The sequence below is a fragment of the Flavobacterium quisquiliarum genome (genome assembly GCF_019308285.1).
GTDB lineage: Bacteria > Bacteroidota > Bacteroidia > Flavobacteriales > Flavobacteriaceae > Flavobacterium > Flavobacterium quisquiliarum.
This window is the reverse complement of record NZ_WWEM01000015.1, coordinates 32,484-52,495: the sequence shown is the minus strand read 5'-3', so window position 1 is coordinate 52,495 and position 20,012 is coordinate 32,484. Positions and strand designations below refer to the sequence as shown.

Genomic DNA, 20,012 nt, shown 5'->3' with positions numbered 1-20,012 from the left:
AAGATCAAATAAAACTTTGCAAAAACTAAAGCAGTTACAAATAAATTATATAAATTACTGACAAAATTTACTCATCTATATATAACCAAAATTAATCTTAATTTGCGTCAAGCAAAATGGCCGTTTTCCTCACTATTAAGCTGTTAGAAGATTAATAATTAACCACACCTTATGCAGCTAAATTACTTTCCAATAGAATTTGAATTCGAAAAATACCAGCTCAATACCGAACCCTACAGTCATGAGCGTCTTGGCGAATTACGGGCTTTACATAATAATACGCACTCTTTTTTTAGGAACGGCGATCTAATTTACATATCCAATAAAGACGACAATACCGGCACTTCAATTGGTAGTTTAGCTGAACGCAGTATATTTGGCAATTCCCAAATTACAGCATCGCTCATTAAACATTTGTTCTTCCGCACTTTCAAGGAGCGCTTCCAGCAGCATACGCCTGTTGATTTTTATCCGTTCCGTTTTTTCTCTGGACAGCAACGAGACGATATCATTTTTGATTTCCTCCCGGACAATCTGAAGAACCGTATAGGCTATAAAAAACTAATTGAAGTGCAGCTTCGTCTAACGGAAATAGAAAACAAAAAGCAATTTGGATTTTTAATCAACATTAAACGCAATTGGATTTTTGATAAAACCTGTGCAGAGCTGCATTCCGAAAATTATAACTTGATCGGTGCTGAGGTGTTGCACGCGGAAACTTTACCGGGACTTACTAATATCCTGGCACCCAACGAGGACTTCATAGGGGAGATTCTTTCTATAAGTGGAACAAAAGCAAAAATTAATACCAATGAGGGCGAAAAAGAATATGATTTGGGCGAACTTTTTATTCGTAAAACCAAACGTAGCATAGGAAATTATCTTGCATTTGCAATCTCTCAGGAAAAAAGTGATGAAATATTAAGCCTCATAGACAATAAAAGGTCTGATATTTATGATACAAAGAAGCTATATAGTGAAATTAACAGTATAGCAAAAGCGCTTTTTACTGAGAATGGCAACACGGTACTTTTTCAAAACAAGGATGGTTTCTGTTTTACAGTAAAATCGAGTCCATTAACAGTTTACAACAGCATTGAAATCAAGCCACCTACTTTCATTTTTGATCCTGCTGCAACAAAAACAACAAATTCCTTTCCTGATAACGGCCTTAACAATTTCGGCCCTTATGACAGTAACATCTTTGATATCAAATCTCCCAATGTTTTATGCGTATGCAACAAAACAATTAGAGGAAATTTCACGCAATTTCTATCTAACCTAAGGGATGGCTTGCCACAGTCAAGGTATTTCCAAAAAGGGTTACAAAAAAAGTACGACCTGCATAGTGTATCGTTTAATATTAAAGAAATCCAAAGCAATACCTTAGAACAGTACTTGAAAGCAATAACTGACGATGACGATAGCAAACCACATTTAGCCATCATTGAAATACCCGAAAATTTTAAACAATATAGTGATCAGACCAACCCTTACTATCAAATAAAAGCAAAACTTTTAGCTCTTGAGATACCAATTCAATTTATTACGACCAGGATTATCAATAATTACAATGAGTATATCCTTAACTCGATAGCTTTACAAATCTATGCCAAACTGGGAGGAACTCCGTGGGTCCTGCCGACGCAGCGTTCTGTGGATCGCGAACTGGTAATCGGTATCGGTCACAGCTGGCTTAGAAAAAATCAATATACTGGATCTGAATCCAACCGCGTAGTCGGAATTACAACATTTCTTTCCAGTGACGGACAATACCTCCTTGGAGATAAGGTTAAAGACGTATCATATGAAAATTATTTTGATGAACTCTTAAAAAGTCTTAAACAATCCATAAATAGGCTTTCATCTGAACAAGGCTGGAATGACGATGAGACTGTCCGCCTAATATTTCACATTTTCAAGCCAATTAAAAATACAGAATTTGATGTAATTACCCAGCTCATAAAAGACATTTCACAATACAGAATAAAATTTGCTTTTGTGACTATTGGTAATATACATCCGGCCACATTATTTGACATCAATCAGCCAGGAATTGGTTCCTATGGATCAACTGTTAAAAAAGGCGAATACATACCGGTGCGGGGAAGCAACGTTTTCCTTGATTCGGAAACCTGCATTGTTCAAATGTTGGGGGCAAGCGAATTAAAAACGTCTAAACACGGAATGAGCAAACCAATCCAGATTAAAATTCTCACGCCTCAGGGCAACTATAATAATACGGAAATAAATGATATGTTATTCTATGATTTGACCTACATAACACAGCAGATTTTTTCCTTTACTTATTTATCATGGAGAAGTTTTCTGCCTGGTGAAGAACCGGCTACAATGAAATATTCAAATCTGATTTCAAGGCTTTTGGGGAAAATGAGAAACGTTCAGGGCTGGGATCCTGATACACTAAAATATGGATTAAAACGAAAAAAATGGTTTCTATAGACAACAGAATTACCTACAAGGACAGGATAAAAAGCAGTGCAAAACTTGTCGCATTTGACCAATTTTTAAGCGGTACTGCCGTTGATTTGAATCTTAATTCAGAAGTTAGTGATTCCGACAAGCAGTTTGTGAATATGATTGCAGCAATCCAAACAAATAACAAAACCGCTTTTGAGCAGATTTACTCGTTAAAAAACAAGAGTAATCCCAGCAGGGATTCACCAGCTCCCTTTGTAAATGATGATTATTTGATTTTAATTTTAATTATTGGTATCCAAAAATTTGGTTTTAATAATAATTGGATAAAAAATATTCTCTCCATACGCAGCAGAAACATTATAACTATTACGCTTGAAAATATTCTAAATAAAAATTACTCCAGTACAAGCAATCAAATGGAAGTTGTCTTAGTTTATTTAAACCTGTATGATCAATCATTCATTAATAACCAGCTTCTTAACAATACCTTTAAAAGCATAATGCAAAATACGGTATTGTTTGAAAATAGAAATGATTTTCAAATCTTGTCTGCGCTAAGGGCATATGAACTAATTATTGAATTGAAAGAAGGGCCTGAAGGAAGTGAAATGCATCTGCTTAAAAAATTTAATGACAGTTTCATTCGCAGAACAAAAATCTTATCCTGGTTATTACAAGCAAGTCTTTTTTCATTTGCGGTTTATGGGTTACTAAAACTTCCTGTTTATTCTCCTGAATTTGTTAAAAAAATTAATGATTATGGCTATGTATTTACGTTAATAGGAGCATCCGGCATCACTATATTAAGTAATCAATTAAGTTTCATCAAACGTAAATCGCAAGAATTTACAATGAGGATGTTAGGTTATCCCAAAGAAATGCTTAAACAATCCTAATTATTGTAGGTACTTAATGCTAACAGTACTGGAAATATTTAAATTGTACCAGTTTAACAATAGCAGCTCTTCGGTCTTTTAAAGACAAAAAACAAGATAAAAAACAAGATAAAAAAACACATAACTATGAGCAATACATCTGAAAAACCAATAGTAAAGAAACAGTATGGCAATACATGGGAATTTGTATATCCCCTGTCCATTATTGATGAAAGAGTCAGTAATGAATTTTGGGAAGCTGTCGAATTTCTGGATGATAGTGACATGATTGCGGAAAAAATGCTGAAAAAACTGGTTTTAGAGCATCCCTATTATATCGATGCTTATGTTCATCTCAGCATTGCATATCGTAGTCAGGAAAAAACCTTTGAAAGTCTTCTAACTTCTGAGAAGGCATTTAATGTGGGGATCGGATGCCTGCCAAAAGCATTTAACCTGAAAAAGGACCAACTGATATGGCCTATATCTGATAACAGACCTTTTTTAAGGGCATGCCAAAATTGGGGAATTGAGCTACAGTATCATACAAAATATTCCGAAGCTGTTGAAATCTACAGATTAAATCTAGCTTTGAATCCCGAAGATCATCAGGGCATCAGATATCTCCTGCTGGAAACCTTATTTGCGTTAAAAGATTACAAACTGGCTGAAGATCTATTAAATCAATATCCAGACGATTTTACGATAGAATTTAAATTTGGCATAGTTGCAGTACATATCCTGAATGATAATTTGAAACTAGCAGATCAGCATTTAGAGGAAGCTGTCCAGACCAATACTTTCTTTATCGATGAAGTAACCAGAACCAAACATGTAAAGCCGCTTCCTTACAGGATTCCGAGTGAACACAACTTTGATGCCGGCATCCCGACACGGTCAGTTCAGGAAGCATATGAGTATTGGGAGAGAAATAAACAACTTTATAACAATAAGAAGATTATAAGCTATTTCAAAAATGTCCAAAAATCAGATCTTCGATAATGATCCTTTAATAACGTCCGACACATTAACAAATTACCTAAAACCTAACAGCTGATTCCTTTGAATGTAAAACAGAAGATTTATCTCAAATGAACATATTCTTATCTAAAGCAGCTTATCAAGTTTTGAAATGGAATGACAACCTCTCAAAACATTCCCTATAGACTCTGATTACAAAGTTATTACAACAGATTTATGCGATTTTTAATCAAAATGGTTTCTTGATATATAATTCTGCTGACACTCGAAAATTAGTTGTAAATATCGATGTAACACAGAAGTGATATTTAGGTTATCAGCGCAGACAAAACTAAATCAATGAGAATAAAAGAGCAAATCGTCTTATCCATAAAATAAACGATCCTTCTAAGTCTCTCATCCACCTCACTGGCCAAAACCACAATTAAAAAAATCTAAAAAAATCTAAAAAAAAGGTAAAAAAATGAACTAAGAGTAGAATAATTTTATTAAAAAAAGAGATGAGCAATCATCACTCATCTCTAATGTTTTTTTTTCTTCGATTATATATAATTCACTACATTAGAAATTAGAAATCTCATAGAACTTTAAAACACTATCTATTGCGTATATTTATTTGCTAATGCTAACTTTGTGTGACTGCCACTCATCAATATGCAAAAGCAATGCACAATCACCATCATTATTCCACACATTACTATCTAAACCCCAATAGAAAAAATGAGTAGTTGTCCCATCTTTATTTTCTGCACTACTAATTTTCCCTTTTTTTGTGTATAAAACTACCAAATCTCCTTTTTTTACAACTTTGTCCGGAAACCAATAGGGATGACGTACCTTATTAGAAACTTCTCCGGCACTGGTGTAAGTAGTGTCCAGAACCAGGAATTTCCCAATGTCAGTATCAGCCAAAATATCAATTAGAATTCTTTCATCATTGTGACCGTTGTCAATAATTTTTCTAATTTTTGCATTCATAATTTTGTTTTTAATGGTTTAAAAAAAGTTAAAATTTACTTTTTTCAAATATCAATCTTTGGAATGAATCTTTTTTACGGAAAACCATATTATGCTCCAAATAAATCAATTTAAGAAAATTAATCTTTTCTGTACATACATAGACCGGATCAGCTTCCAGTTCTGTACAAGGTCGATTTCCATTACGATTTTCCAGCTGCTTTCTTCATTTGCTTTCATGGCGTTTCAATTTTTAGGATTAATAGCGGCACCTGCACCGAACACAAGAAAGGGGCACAGAAAGAAAGTAATGCAATAAATCAGAACAGATGTCCTGCATTTATGGGGGATTTTTTTGCGACGAACCGAATTCTTAAGCCCGAACTTTGCGCTATAATTAAACTAAATAGGCTTCTTCTGCACTGCAGGGCATCGTCGGAAACTGCAGCGGAAATAGCGAAAGTGCCGAACTAAATGCAGGGCAGAGCGGCTTAAAAACAGCGGCAGTGCAATGGGCCGGATTCTAAAAAAACCTGTGACTAAAAGAGCCGGATTCCATATAAAAAGGAACTAATATTATTTTTTATTCTAATCCGTAATTTTCATCCTTACGTTTTTCTCTTTTAATCTTTTCTTCAAAATCAATTATATTTTCTTTAGCGAATTCTTGAATTTTAACTTGTGGATGATCTAAAAGCTGCTGCAATAAATTTATTCTAGATTCGAATAGAGGAACTACTGATCCTGACCAAAAATAGCTATGAAGCACACTGCTTAGGTTCTGCAAAAAATCATCATTTTCGGCAAATCTATTGAACATTTCCATTGCAAGTGCTGACCAAACTTCTTCAGCTTGATTTTTGACAGAAAATTGTATGAATTGGATAATTTTTTGCGGTGATTCAAATGGATATTGATCCATCCAATCAAGTAATTTGCTTTCCTCATAATTATGATATGCCTTCAATAACTTTTTAAGATTGTACCAACCATAAAAATCATTTCGCTGCATTTCAAGTGCAATAATAGGCCATGAAATATTCCAATAATCCTTTAGAATGATTTCTAAAATTTCTTCTATGCTATTTTCATGTTTTAAGGATAATTCTTTTGTTGTAATTACAACTTCATTAGATAGAAATTTAACTATCGAATCATCTAAACCTTTTTCTTCTAGTTTTCTTAGAAGCTGTACATACTGACGCATTGAAAATGAATTGTATGTTCCTTCTCCTTTTAAAATACCTTCCCTTTGCAGTAATTGTCTAAAAAGGTTTAAAATTTTATCAGTAAGATCCAATCCTTTTCTATAATTAGATTCACATAAATCAATAGCTACCCACCAACCATAAGGTTCGATAATTTTTAACCATTCAATGAAATTTATAATTTCATCTTCGGATAAAGTTTTTAAATCTAAATATTGAAGCGCTATTACATAATGTGGATTTTCCTCTATTATTGGATATAGAATTTCCAAGTCACTAATTTCCAATAGTAAATATCTTGTCAATTTAATACTATGATAATTTACTTTATCATTTTTTAAAAACCTACTAATTATATCTCTTATGAAATCTTGATTTGAAATGCCCGCTAAGTACCCTTCAATAAAACTAATATTCTGTTTTTCAAAAGGAATTTGCTCCAATTTCTGAATTACAATTTCAATTAATTCACTATAATCTGGATTATTAGCAGATATGTTTTTTGCAAAACCAAAAGTTAAACGCTGTTCGTCTTGAAGAAGAACATCTAGGTCATTCATCCAGCTTTTATCCTCTAAATTAGCTAATTCATTAGCTAATTCATTAGCCTTTATTAGCGACCGATTAATAATATTCCCATCCCTGTCTTTATAGGTAGAATAAGGTGCGATTGCTACCATAAATTCTAATTTTTCACGAACGGTATCTTTGGAGTACTTATTTAATAATTCTTGAATTTTATCAAAAATATGTTTAGGCAATTCTCTCCTTTCACTTAAAATATAATCAAATTGCTGACGAAGATTTTTATCAATTTCAGATTTTTTCTCTAACATTTTTTCAACAGCATCCACCATAGCTTTCTGGTTTCCACTAAAGATTTGTGAATTGAGTCTGTTCACTAATACATGATAATTTTCTAATTGAAGTAAATAATTAATTATATCTTGCCAATACTTAAATATTTCCTCACCAGTAGGGTTGTAATCATGCAGCTTTTCTCCAGCTTGTAAGTCAGCGCCTCCCATTCTGGTAAACCCATGTACCATTAAACCTCTATCTAATGCAGCATTAATGATTTCAAAATTACCCTTTTCACTTTGAATTAATTCATTTAAAAGTTCAATTCTATCATCCAAAGTTGCTTCCGTAGCTGGTAAAACACATTGAAACAATTGAATAAATTGAGATTTAGCATTGTTCCCTATGTTCTCATTTTCAGCGACTGCTAATCTATAAAGTAATTTTGCAGCACCATTAAAAGTTTGCTTTCTGAACACTAATCTTTCCAAAGCCCAAACCAGATAACGCCTACCTTCCCTTATTTCCTTAAGTTCTTCATTTGATTTTGTATTTAAAAATGATTCTAAAGCATTTAATATTTTATCAGGTTCCAATTCAGCAAGACCCATTATTATTCTTGCACCTTGATCGGAGTTAACAAATTCATATTTAGTCAATAAACCATCTTCTGCTGATAGGATTTCTATTAAATGATGCGTTCCTTTTAATTTATTTAGCTCAATCAATCTTTTACTGAATTGTTTTGACAAACCAATTTCTGTGATTTTTGTAAAAAACTGTTCTACATCTTCATTTGCCAATTTCTCAAGTCTGTTAAAAGCTAATTCTTCAACAAAAACCTCTAAAACAATAAAGTCTCCAGCAATTTTAACAATACCTATTTCTTCTAACTTACTGATAATAATTTCGAGATCTTGCATTGTGGGAATCCCCGTTTGAGATAATAAAAATTCAGACTGTGGCTGGAAGCTATCATAATATCCTACATGCGTAAAAAGAGAAAGCTCCTCCAGCAAATTTAATACTTCGGGCCCACTTAAATCTGTACCTAAAAGCTGATTCCATTTTTCGTTATAATCAGTTGAAAAACCCTCAGATCCTTCTGGTATTTTTCCAATCATAGCAAGAGCATTCCTTAAATTGCCTTTAGCATTCTCAATAATGAAGTTGGTATTTCTAGGATTCCCATTCTCATTTGATATTTTTTCAATTATTTCATTGGCAAAATCTTGATCAACGAAATGGCTTGCTCCATCACCGTCTTCATCATTACTGATTGTTAATAAACTTATATGCGTATCATAAAAATATTCATTAAAAACTTTTTTATGGATTTTTAAAGGACAATTATCTAGTATGACAATTTTTCGTTGATTGAGCGTTTGCAGATCCAATAATTTATTTTCTATCGATCTATAATCACTTCCATCAATATCATAATATAAAATCTTCTCTAAATTATCAACTTTAGGAAGTGTGCTGTCAATTTCTCTATATAGCTCATATGCTAGTCTTGTTTTACCAGAATTTTTAGGGCCGACAATTCTTTGAGGTCGATCTGTTCTTTCTAAATCAATTCTAAGCTGCTTAATTTTTTCTTTAATATTCAAAGTTGGTAAATAAACTGTTTGATAATCTTTTGGCGACCAATCTTTGTGTAATCTCAATGGCTTCCATTTATCTCTTTGATAGTCACTCTCTGAATGAATTGCTGCATTTATTGCTTCATAAAAATCTTTAGCTAATCTAAGTCTAATAGCTTTTCTGTCTTCATAATTTGATTCATTTAATTTATATGTAATTCCCCAACGAAACCCTTTTAAATCAACAGGCAAATCATGAGGGCTTCCATATGCCTCATTCATTACAGCTAAAGTTCTATAAGTTCCCTTTTTTGCCCAAGCATAGCCCGTTTCTAAAAGAACATTTGGGTTTGGAGAAAGTTTACGATCTCCTTTTGGAATTCTGATAGAAGTAGAGTCTGTATCTTCACCAATTATTTCAGCAGCTAAAAATTCTTTTGCAGACGTATATGTTAAATCGACAATAACCATATCTGATTCATTACTTTTCCTTAACATTTCATCAATTAACAATGGAGTACCAGGAGTTTTTCTAAATCCAAAATCTAGTGATACATTTGTTCCATCTGACTTGAAATTATTAATTGCAATCTCAATTGCAGATTGAATAAATCCTTTTCCGAATTTATCTTCTACATCCATTTGGAACGCAAAGAAAACCTTATAATTCATTTCTAATTATATATATAATTCATTATTAAGACCAACAATGGTTCTCTCGTATCTAACAGAGTCAAATATAAGAATTCATGCAATGTAAAATCATCTTACCAATTTAAATAACGATTTAAATATGGATTTCTAACAAAAAGTGGAGAAAAAAATAGCCTGAATTAATGTAACAACTTTATTGTCAAATTATTAAATAATTTTATAATTCAAAGCCGAAACTTCTTTTTTTTTGCAGCAAATCTCTATGTATTCAAAAATTCGCTTTTAAAATCAGGTATTTTCACTTACTACATTATCATATTTATCAACGATGTTTGTTTTAAAAATTCATTTTTACGGAAAACCTTTTTATTTTTATTTATTATATCTATATTTTTCCATCGATAAATATTTAGAACGGTTGCGTTGAAAAGATGATAATGCACTTTATAGCGAGGTTTAACATTAAAATATTAAAAAAAATGGCTTTAACAACACAACAAAAAACAGAATTAGAAGAAATATTAGATATTCTAGGAGAAAATTTAAGTATTACTGAAGCTCAACATGAAGCGGCAGTAAATAGTTATAAAGCAGTTGGAAATTGGCTGACAAACGCTGATTCAGAATTAGCAAACTATAATCCAGTGGTAAGTCCACAAGGTTCATTCATTATTGGCACAACTATTCAAACAATTGATCCTGATGGAGATATTGATTTAGATGTTGTATGTGAACTTAATGGGAAAAAGCAAAGCTGGACACAAAAAGATGTAAAAGAACTTGTTGGAGAACAACTCAGAAAACATAAAAAATATGAATCTATTCTCGATGAAGAAGGCAGAAGATGTTGGACTCTCAAATATAGAGAAAATGCTAATTTTAATGAGCGCTATCACATGGATATACTTCCAGCAATTAATACTTCAGGACATTCCATAATCAAAGAAAGAGCATATATAAATTTATCCGACCAGAAAATTGAAGAATTAGTTTTAAGTATTACAGATAAAGAAAAAGTTCCAGATTATTATTTATCTACAGACCCATTAAGTTGGTATTTAAGCAACCCATTTGGCTATGCAATATGGTTTATGAAAAGTGCTGAAAATGTCAAAGGTGTTAGAACTAAAACATTCTCATTAAATGAATCTGTAAAACCTACACCAAAATACCAAAAACAGCGATTGCCATTGCAAAGAGTGGTTCAGTTATTAAAAAGGCATCGTGATATTATGTTTAAAGATTATTCGGATGAAGATAAAAAAGAAAAACCAATTTCCTGTATTATAACTACATTAGCAACACATGCTTATAATGGGGAAGATAATATTATAGAGGCATTAATAAATGTTATCAATAATATGGAAAAATTCGTTGATGTTAGGTTAGACGAAAAAACCGGTCAGTATGTCAAATGGATTTCTAATCCTGTAAAAACATCTGAAAACTTTGCCGATAGATGGGCTTTACCACATTCAAAAAGAGAAAGATTTTTTAAAGATTGGATAGAAAAATTAAAATTAGATTTTGGAATTTTTAATGCTCCTTTCAACAGAATTAATTTATCAGAATCATTAAAAAAATCATTTGGTGATGCTCCTGTAACTAAAACATTCTCTGATATAGGTAATAACATGAGAATATTAACTGAAAACGGAAACAATAATGTTGATAGAAATCTTGGACTAGTTGGAACGGCTATAACAGGATTAAAAGAAGTGACTAAAGTTCAGCCACATAAATTCTTTGGTAATGAATAAACCACCAAAGCTAACTATTGCGCAACAGTTTGCAGGTTTAAAAAGAGATTATGGTTTTGGAGAAACCAAAATGAGTACATTCAGTCAAATAGTTTGGGAAGGTAAATTAAAATCTTCTCCATTGGGTGATGAATACTTGGTTAGGGTTACTTACAAAAAAGGAGACAGTCCTAAAATTTATATTTTAGAACCTAAGGAACTTAAACTACCAGAAGGGAAAAATAAATTAGAGCATGTATATGACCATAAAAAACAAAAACTATGTTTGTTTTATCCAAAAGCAAAAGAATGGAATGATACAAAAACCATCACTAGTACAATAATGCCTTGGGCTATAGAGTGGTTGTATCATTATGAACTGTGGCTAATTACTAGTGAGTGGTTAGGAGGTGGAATTCACCCAAGTGGTAATAATTTAAAATAAATCGATTTTATGTTAAAAGAACTTAATAATAAATATAAAGAAACAGATATTACTTTAATGTAAATTGATTGGAGAGTTGAAAGATTTTACAGTGTTTTTTTAAAACTATTTCAACAAATTCATATTCAAAATTTAATTTGGCTTATAAATATGATTTTGAATAAAATTCAAAATATTTATTATTGTGATATTCATTTTAAATCTAAGTGTGAAATATTAAAGTGTGAAATTGAAAAAATCCCTTAAATTAGAGATGAATTAATTCTAAATCAAAAAATTAATTTCTTAAAAGATGGAGATTTAATTTTAACCGATGCTTCTGAAGATTATGTAGGAGTTGGATAATTTAGTGAAGTCAAAATATAAAGTCAAAAAAAATACTTTCCGGGTTACATATCTTTTTAGCAAGAGACATTTCTAGTAGAAAAAGATGTTTAATGAAGCAATTATTAACAGGTAAAACAAGAATAATATGAGTGGTAAAAAATTCAGAGTGCTAAGTTTAGATGGAGGCGGCATTCGAGGTATTTTTCCAGCAGTTATTTTAAGCGAAATCGAAAAGGAGCTTAAATCAAAAGAATTTGAGAATTGGCAAATATATCAGAATGTAGATTTAATTTTTGGCACTTCTACAGGTGGTATTCTAGCATTAGCTTTATCAATTGGGATCCCAGCGGAAGAAATTAAAAATCTTTACTTTAAAAATGCTGAAAAAATATTTGGAAATAAAAAAGGATTCTTTAAATGCATTAACCATTCTTCACATGATAGAGCAAGTCTTAAAAACTTATTAGAAGACGTGTTTAAAAAATATCATCATAGTGCTACTCCAAAACTTAAAGACTGTAAGGTTCCTGTTGGGGTATCAATTTACGATTTAAGTATTGGAAAACCATCTGTTCTAAAAAGCCTTTACCATCATAGGTTTACTCGCGACCCTAATCTTCCATTATTAGATGCTTCCTTATCAACTTCATCTGCACCAACATATTTTGATCCGTATTCGGGTAATATGTATAAAGACGTGAAAGGAGATGTTTTACAATTTAAAAATAAAGTAGATGGTGGAGTTTGGGCTAATAATCCAAGTTTAATAGCTCTGATTGAAGCTCAGAAAGCTTTTAATAAAGAATTACTTGATATTAATTTACTATCTCTTGGTACAGGTGAAAGAATATTTCTAGAACCTAATAAAGAAAATAAGTTTGGAATTTGGTATTGGATAAATAATAAACGTAAAAGAATTATAGAGTTGTTTATGCAAGGTCAATCTCAACAAGTGGAAAATATTTTAAGCTTGTTAAAAAATGGTATTGATAGACAAGAACCGGATAATTTTGCATACTTAAGACTTAATACATTATTTAAAACTGAGGGAGAAAATATTGAAATGGATGAAACTGACGAAAATAGACTTAAAGAACTTGAGACTCGTGCATTAGAGGTTTACAATGAGAATAAATTAGAAATTTATGAACTACTCAACATAGAGTTATGAAACATATTAAAAAATCATTTGAAAAATTTAAATCTGAATTATTATCAAAAGGATTTTATGACATTTTCAAAGCAATTTTAATTTTTTCTGGAGGTTTGTTATCAACATATTTTGCGAGCTTAATTCCTTTGGTGAAGACTTATATAATTTCTGAGGTTAAAACACCATTATATCTGATAATCATTTTATCAATATTCATCTTTAGTTTGTTTTTTTTAATATTTAGATATAAATCAAAACTTGATAATTTAATAAGAGATAATAATATTGATGAATTAACGGGTTTAAAAAATCATAAAGGATTAAAAATTTCATTAGAATCCTTAATTGAAGATTTTAAAGATAATACCAGTATTATCTTAATTGATATTGATAATTTTAAAAGCTATAACACGAAGTATGGTTATGGAGAGGCTGATTTAATACTAAAAAAGTTAGGTGAACTACTTGGCAGTGATAAAAGAGCAACCGATGAAACTTTTCGTTTCTTTCAAAGAGGAGATGAATTTGCTGTAATTGCCAAGGAAACAAATCTTGGTCAAGCTTTACAAGCAGCTGAGCGTAAGAGAAGATTGATCAGTAATAATATTTTTTCAATTGGCGATAATGAACATCGTTTGACCATTTGCTGTGGTGTAACTAGTTTAAAAAAGGAAGATTCAATTGACACTTTAACTGATAGACTATCTAAAGCTTTAAAAGAAGCTAAGAATACAAAAGGCAAAAACAACACTAAATCAATTAGTTAATATGGCTCAATCCTACAAGGAAGTGCAATAATGATATAAAAATCTTCAATAAAGTGGTTAGATAAATGAATGCTTCCCGATACAAATTAGCGTTTGAAATATGTTGAAAACGCTCACTTCAAGTTTTGTGGCAGAATCGTGGCACAAAACTTCTTTTATAAAAACAAAATCAATAAAAGCAACCGCTTCAGTACTTAAGTTCGATTATATTAAACAATTATTGACTTCAACTCTGTCGCGAAAAATTGGTTTATTTATCTAAGAAGTCTTCATAAACTTTACCGCAAAAAACAGCATGATTTTTTATACTATTTTTAGCAATTAACAAGTTTTAATAGTGACTCAATTTGATCATTGGCTATTTTAAATAGGGAGGGGCCGTCAAAAGCTTGTTTAACCAAATCTTTATTTAATAAGACAATTGGTTTGCCGCTTTCTACTAATTCATCAATTTTATATTTAATAGCTGATGAAGGTACAATAACAAATCCATCTACTTGTAATAGACTGTAAAAATCAATTATCTCGAGAGATCTGGTTGCTTCATTTCCAATACTGCAAAAAATAACTTTATAGCCTTTTTGATAAGCTATATCTTCAAAAAATTTTACGAGTTTAGAAAATGAAACATCCGAAATATCTTCTACCATGAAAACCAAGATATTCGTTTTGCCACTACGCAAGCTTTGTGCAATTCGATTTGGTTTGTAGTTGATTGAATTCGCATAGTCTAAAACTCTCTTTGTCATTTCTTTTGAAATGTGTCTTTCCGCTGCCTTTCCATTTAAAACAAATGATACAGTGGTAACTGATACTTTCAATTCCTCTGCTATATCTTTTAACGAACTATTTTTCCTCTTCATTAACACATTAATTTATAATTGAAAGATTGATAATCAATGTTAGCGAATTCACTTATTTAACTTTGAAGCATAACTTCTTATAATCTCTTGTGTAGATTTATCATTCTCATACACAGAATACCATCCTTGATATTCATGAGGAGGGTCGCCAATCAAATCGTCACCGATTTTCCAGATGCTCATTGGATTGCTTGGTCTTCCCTCGCCTCCCCAAGCCCAGAAATTCACTCCCGAAACTTGTGCTATTGTTTGGCTTAAGCCGTATATTTTATTAAAAACGAAAGCGTAATATTCATCTCTGATTTGAACTGATGAAGCCGCGTCGTAACTATTTTCATCCCTAGAAATTCCGAATTCTTCCAGTACAATTGGTTTATTTAATTTCTGCGCAATTTTCGCATGTTCTTCAATATAATTATTGGCTTTTTCTAAAGCTGTAGAATAGGTTTCTTTTGCTTTTATCGGATCAAACCAACCCCAATTCTGCACCCAAAGGTGAAATGTACAATAATCAATGTACTCGCTCTGATGGTCTTTCTCAAAATTAGTTCCGTTTGAGGGCGATGGCGTATTCCCTTCTGATCCTATTGAAACCAAATGATTTGAATCTAGTTTCTTGATTAACTTAGCAGTTTCATGAATCCATTTTTGATAATCTTTAATGTTATTACTTCCCTCTGGTTCATTGGCTAACTGCCAAGCCATAATCGTTGTATCTTTCTTGTACGGAATTTTAGTAATTGAATTAACACGATTGATAACTTTCTTAATATGATTTCCAAACCATTTCTGAGCAGTTTTGTCACTGTAAAAACGAGCAGAATACTGCTGATACTTTCTCCAGTCACCATTTTCAGCAGGAGGTGGATACGGAATTGTTTCGTCTTTATTAGCCCACGAAACATACTGCGCAAAACCTCCAGACCAAGGCCAGAAATTATTCAAGCAAACAACCGCTGTCATTTCTCTTTTATTCATTTCGGATATTAAAAAATCAAGTCCTGTCCAAAGTTCATCATTATAAATCTCCGGTTCTTTTTGCATGGTGGGTTGTACGGACCAAGGTGTATCTAAACTTCCTTCTGAGCTTGCCATGATTCTAAGATTTTTGACTCCTAGATGATTTAATCGGTCCAATTCTCTAAGCAATCTATCTTTGTCAACGGCAGCTAAATTCATTCCGTACCAAAAATTGGTTCCCACAAAATGATACGGTTTTCCATCCTTTATTAGTTTTCCATTTTCTACTTTTACAAAACTTTGTGCGTTAGATAGAAGCTGAATAAATAATAAAACTAAAATGTATATTTTCTTTTTCATATTTTTTACTGTACTTCAAATGATACTTTTTCGCCCTTTACACTACTGGCTCCTATCCATAAATCAAATTTTCCGGACTCTACTTTTTTCTCCATATCGATTCCGTAAAAAGATAAATCTGCTATTGGGAGTTTAAACTTTACCTGTTTTTCTTCATTAGGTTTTAAGTCAATCTTTTGAAAATTTTTCAGTTCTTTTACAGGAAGCGCAATTGAAGCGGCAAGATCTCTAACATACAATTGAACGATTTCAGAACCTTCGTATTTTCCTGTATTTTTTAAAGTGAATGAAATCTCTAATACCTCATCCTTCTTCAAAACAGTTTTAGAAAGTAGTATTTTGCCAGATTCAAAAGTGGTATACGATAATCCGAAACCAAAGGGAAACAACGGATTATTTCCGCTATCTAGATAATAGGATTTATTCCCAAGTGAAGTCTGCGAAGCTTCAAGCGGAATGTCATTTAAACTCGATTCACTTCCATTTGCAGGACGTCCCGTATTCAAGTGATTGTAATACATTGGAATTTGTCCGACATTTTTAGGAAAAGTCACCGGCAGTTTTCCTGATGGATTGGCTTTTCCAAACAAAATATTGGCGATAGCAGAACCTCCCATTGTTCCAGGATGCCAAGCGTATAAAACTGCGTTTGACTGCTCGACTTCTTTTTGAATTGTTAACGGTCTTCCCGCTAAAACTATGGTTACTATCGGCGTTTTACTTTTTGCAAGCATTTCTAAAAGTTCAGACTGAACGCCTTGCAAATTTAAATCGGAAAGACTGTGTGCCTCTCCAGAAAGAATCGCTTCTTCTCCCAAAAACAATAAAACAACATCTGCTTCTTTGGCTAATTTTCGCGCTTTTGCAAAATCGGTAGAATCTATATCTCTTGAATATTTTAAAATTGGTTCATAAATAATCTTGCTGTCTTTTCCATATTGTTCCTTTAAAGCTTTAATCGGAGTCATAGTATGATTTTTTTCTCCATCAAAAACCCAAGTTCCCATTTGTTCGTGTGGCGCATCCGCTAGCGGACCAAAAACAGCTATTGTTTTAGGCTTTTGAAGAGGTAGAACGGCATCTTTATTTTTTAATAAAACGATAGATTCTTCAGCTATTTTTTCTGCCAATTTTAGATGCTCTTCATTATAAAAAACCTCTTTTAGATTTCCTTTTACATAAGGATTTTCAAAAAGTCCTAATTTGAATTTTACTCTTAAAATATTGCGAACTTCATCGTTAATCGTTTCTATACTAATTTTCTTTTCCTGCAATAAAGATTCAATATAAGACACGTAAGTTCCGCTGACCATTTCCATATCAACTCCTGCGTTAATAGCCTTTTGAGCAGCTTCTTTATTATCAGAACAAAAACCATGATCGACCATTTCAGTAATTGAAGCCCAATCTGACACTAAAAATCCTTTAAATTTCCATTCTTTTCGAAGAATCTGCTTCAATAAAAATTCATTTCCTGAAGAAGGAATTCCATCATTAGCATTAAAAGCGGTCATAATGGTGGCCAAATCTGCCTTTTTCACTGCATTTTCAAACGGAACTAAATACGTATTTCTAAATTGTCTTTCGGTAATATTGGTCGTATTGTAATCGCGTCCGCCTTCTGCAGCACCGTATCCAGCAAAATGTTTGGCGCAGGCGGCAATCGAAGTTGGGTTTGATAAATCTTTTCCTTGAAATCCTTTAATCATAGCAACACCAATTACAGAAGTTAAATACGGATCTTCACCACAACTTTCTGCAATTCTTCCCCAGCGTGGATCTCGGGCAATATCAATCATTGGAGCAAATGTCCAGCGAATTCCAGTTTCTGAAGCTTCTATTGCCGCAACTCGAGCCGCTTTTTCTACTAAGTCAGGATTAAAACTTGCCGCCTGTCCTAACGGAATAGGAAAAATGGTTTTGAAACCATGAATTACATCACGTCCAAAAATTAAAGGAATTCCCAATCTGGTTTGTTCAACAGCAATTTTCTGGGCTTTATTGGCAATTTCAGGATTAGTAATACTCAAAACCGATCCAGCCATGCCTTGCTGAATTACTTTATAATTGGTTTCCATATCATCGGCAGACAATTGGTTCATTTGTCCGATTTTCTCCTTTAAAGTCATTTTCTTCAAAAGAACGTCAATCTTTTTTTCGATTTGGGCATCAGAAACTTGAGCGCTTGTTTCTAATCCAGATACGATTAGAAACAGCGCTAAAAATAGCAGTCTTTTCATTATGTAATTTATTTCATTAGAAAAACAAAGCGTACATTCCGAAACAAGCCAGCACTAAAAGCAACGCCTGAACACGGAAGTTTTTATACCAAACCACATTTTTTAAAGCTGCAGTTTCTTCTATCCAAATCGCTTTTGTCCACGTATTTGCTTTCACTTTTTCTTCTGACGGAGATGCTGTAGCCAAACTCACTGCAACATTTACGATAATACTCAAAACCAAAATAATTGGAGCTAGTAATAGAAAGTGAAGTCCTATAGGTATTCCAAAAAGATATTTTGCAGACATAATGATCATGGCAATAAATAGTCCCGACATTAAACCACTGAACGCTCCGATGGCATTGGAACGTTTCCAGAATAATCCCAAGAAAAAAGTTGCCACAACCGGAGGTGCTAGGTAAGACATAATTTCTTGGTAGTAAGCAATTAGCGAATCGAATTTACCAATATAAGGCGCCCATAAAATGGCAATTATTAAAGTGATAACGGCTGTAATTTTTCCCACTTTTACCTTTTTTTCACTAGATGCATTTTTATCAAATTTGCTGTAAAAATCCATTGTAAATAAAGTTGAAACCGAATTTAAAGTAGCGCTCAAGGCGGATGTCAAAGCCGAAATCATAGCCGACAAAATAATTCCGATCAAACCTACTGGAAGCACTTTATTAATTAATCTCGGATAAACCTGGTCGGTATTAATGCCGTATTTTGATTTTAATTCGCTTCCGCTGATTATTTCATGAGGTAGATTTTCAACTCCAAAAAGATTAATTCCGCGTGCAATTACACCAGGGAAAATAAAGATAAAAAGGGTAAACAGATATAAAAATCCAACCAATAAAACACCTTTACGTCCGTGATCTATTGATTTTGCAGATAAAACCCTTTGCACCATAACCTGATTATTTCCCCAGAAATAAAACCCAAGAATCGGAATTCCGATCCACATTCCCAACCAAGGTACGGTTGGATCATCCATCGATCTCGTCAATTTTAACCAGACACCATCTTGAAACTGTGTATAAAAAGCGTCCCAGCCACCAATACTGTCCATGGCAAAAAAGGCCAATAAAGTAGATCCAATTATTAATATAAAAGCCTGAATCACTTCGGTATTAATAACAGACGATAAGCCGCCAATTATGGTGTAACTTCCGGCTACAACTGCCATTCCGATAATAATGAGCATCATATCTGCACCTGGGAAAATCATATTGATAATTAAAGCTCCTGCGTACAAAGTTGCTGAGGCATCTAAAAAGATATTTCCAACAATGGTAATAAATGAAAAATACGTTCGTGATCTTACATCAAATCTTCTTTCTAAAAATTCAGGCATTGTAAAAATTCCCGATTTGATGTAAAAAGGAAGAAAAAATATCGCAAAGAAAACCATTACCAAAATCGAAATCCAATTGTAATTGAAAACGGCAATTCCGTTAATAAATCCTTCTCCTGAATTCCCCATTAAAGTGGAACTTGAAATACTGGCCGCAAAAAGTGATAAACCAACCATTGGCCATTTTAAATCTCTTCCTGCCAGAAAATAAGCATCAGAATCGCTTGATTTACTGTTTTTTAATCCCCACCAAACAATAAAGATGATGTATAATACGAGAACAACTAAGTCTATTATATTTAAATTTATCAT

Annotated in this window: 13 protein-coding genes; 7 read left to right on the top strand and 6 right to left on the bottom strand. The window is 32.5% G+C overall.

The genetic code is table 11. The features are described from left to right. Window positions 1-171 precede the first annotated feature (171 nt). The 3 genes from GSY47_RS06110 (at window position 172) to GSY47_RS06100 (ending at window position 4,319) form a co-directional block, all read left to right on the top strand. Window positions 172-2,463, top strand: a complete 2,292-nt coding sequence (locus GSY47_RS06110; protein ID WP_219071175.1) for a Piwi domain-containing protein — start codon at window positions 172-174, stop codon at window positions 2,461-2,463. Further along, window positions 2,451-3,338 carry a hypothetical protein gene (locus GSY47_RS06105; RefSeq protein ID WP_219071174.1) on the top strand — a complete coding sequence of 296 codons (888 nt, stop codon included), beginning with the start codon at window positions 2,451-2,453 and terminating at the stop codon, window positions 3,336-3,338. Before GSY47_RS06110 ends, GSY47_RS06105 begins: the two co-directional genes overlap by 13 nt. Window positions 3,339-3,464: 126 nt before the next feature. Next, window positions 3,465-4,319, top strand: a complete 855-nt coding sequence (locus GSY47_RS06100; protein ID WP_219071173.1) for a tetratricopeptide repeat protein — start codon at window positions 3,465-3,467, stop codon at window positions 4,317-4,319. A 591-nt stretch (window positions 4,320-4,910) separates the two neighbouring features. On the opposite strand, the gene GSY47_RS06095 is transcribed toward GSY47_RS06100, so the two are convergent. Together GSY47_RS06095 and GSY47_RS06090 are read right to left on the bottom strand one after the other, a co-directional pair. Beyond that, window positions 4,911-5,276 carry a hypothetical protein gene (locus GSY47_RS06095; protein ID WP_219071172.1) on the bottom strand — a complete coding sequence of 122 codons (366 nt, stop codon included), beginning with the start codon at window positions 5,274-5,276 and terminating at the stop codon, window positions 4,911-4,913. A 562-nt stretch (window positions 5,277-5,838) separates the two neighbouring features. Beyond that, on the bottom strand, window positions 5,839-9,492 hold the full coding sequence (locus GSY47_RS06090) for a hypothetical protein (protein ID WP_219071171.1): 3,654 nt from the start codon (window positions 9,490-9,492) through the stop codon (window positions 5,839-5,841). A 491-nt stretch (window positions 9,493-9,983) separates the two neighbouring features. Between GSY47_RS06090 and GSY47_RS06085 the strand changes: the two genes are divergently transcribed. The 4 genes from GSY47_RS06085 to GSY47_RS06070 all read left to right on the top strand — a co-directional run bounded on the left by GSY47_RS06085 (window position 9,984) and on the right by GSY47_RS06070 (window position 13,935). Beyond that, the gene (locus GSY47_RS06085; protein ID WP_219071170.1) at window positions 9,984-11,264 is read left to right on the top strand and encodes a nucleotidyltransferase domain-containing protein; all 1,281 of its coding nucleotides are present in this window, start codon (window positions 9,984-9,986) and stop codon (window positions 11,262-11,264) included. Continuing rightward, the gene (locus GSY47_RS06080; protein ID WP_219071169.1) at window positions 11,257-11,688 is read left to right on the top strand and encodes a hypothetical protein; all 432 of its coding nucleotides are present in this window, start codon (window positions 11,257-11,259) and stop codon (window positions 11,686-11,688) included. Before GSY47_RS06085 ends, GSY47_RS06080 begins: the two co-directional genes overlap by 8 nt. A gap of 472 nt (window positions 11,689-12,160) precedes the next feature. Beyond that, complete coding sequence (locus GSY47_RS06075) at window positions 12,161-13,186, top strand: CBASS cGAMP-activated phospholipase (protein ID WP_219071168.1); 1,026 nt, start codon at window positions 12,161-12,163, stop codon at window positions 13,184-13,186. Continuing rightward, window positions 13,183-13,935, top strand: coding sequence for a GGDEF domain-containing protein (locus GSY47_RS06070; RefSeq protein WP_219071167.1), 753 nt, complete (start codon window positions 13,183-13,185; stop codon window positions 13,933-13,935). Before GSY47_RS06075 ends, GSY47_RS06070 begins: the two co-directional genes overlap by 4 nt. A gap of 314 nt (window positions 13,936-14,249) precedes the next feature. Here GSY47_RS06070 and GSY47_RS06065 read toward each other — a convergent pair whose 3' ends face one another. The 4 genes from GSY47_RS06065 to GSY47_RS06050 are packed head-to-tail and all read right to left on the bottom strand — an operon-like array spanning window position 14,250 to window position 20,012. Beyond that, window positions 14,250-14,798: a LacI family DNA-binding transcriptional regulator gene (locus tag GSY47_RS06065; protein WP_219071166.1), complete on the bottom strand. Its 549-nt coding sequence runs from the start codon at window positions 14,796-14,798 to the stop codon at window positions 14,250-14,252. A 48-nt stretch (window positions 14,799-14,846) separates the two neighbouring features. After that, complete coding sequence (locus tag GSY47_RS06060; RefSeq protein WP_219071165.1) at window positions 14,847-16,118, bottom strand: glycoside hydrolase 5 family protein; 1,272 nt, start codon at window positions 16,116-16,118, stop codon at window positions 14,847-14,849. A gap of 5 nt (window positions 16,119-16,123) precedes the next feature. After that, window positions 16,124-18,358, bottom strand: coding sequence for a beta-glucosidase BglX (gene bglX, locus GSY47_RS06055; RefSeq protein WP_219071164.1), 2,235 nt, complete (start codon window positions 18,356-18,358; stop codon window positions 16,124-16,126). A 16-nt stretch (window positions 18,359-18,374) separates the two neighbouring features. Further along, the gene (locus tag GSY47_RS06050; RefSeq protein WP_219071163.1) at window positions 18,375-20,012 is read right to left on the bottom strand and encodes a sodium:solute symporter; all 1,638 of its coding nucleotides are present in this window, start codon (window positions 20,010-20,012) and stop codon (window positions 18,375-18,377) included.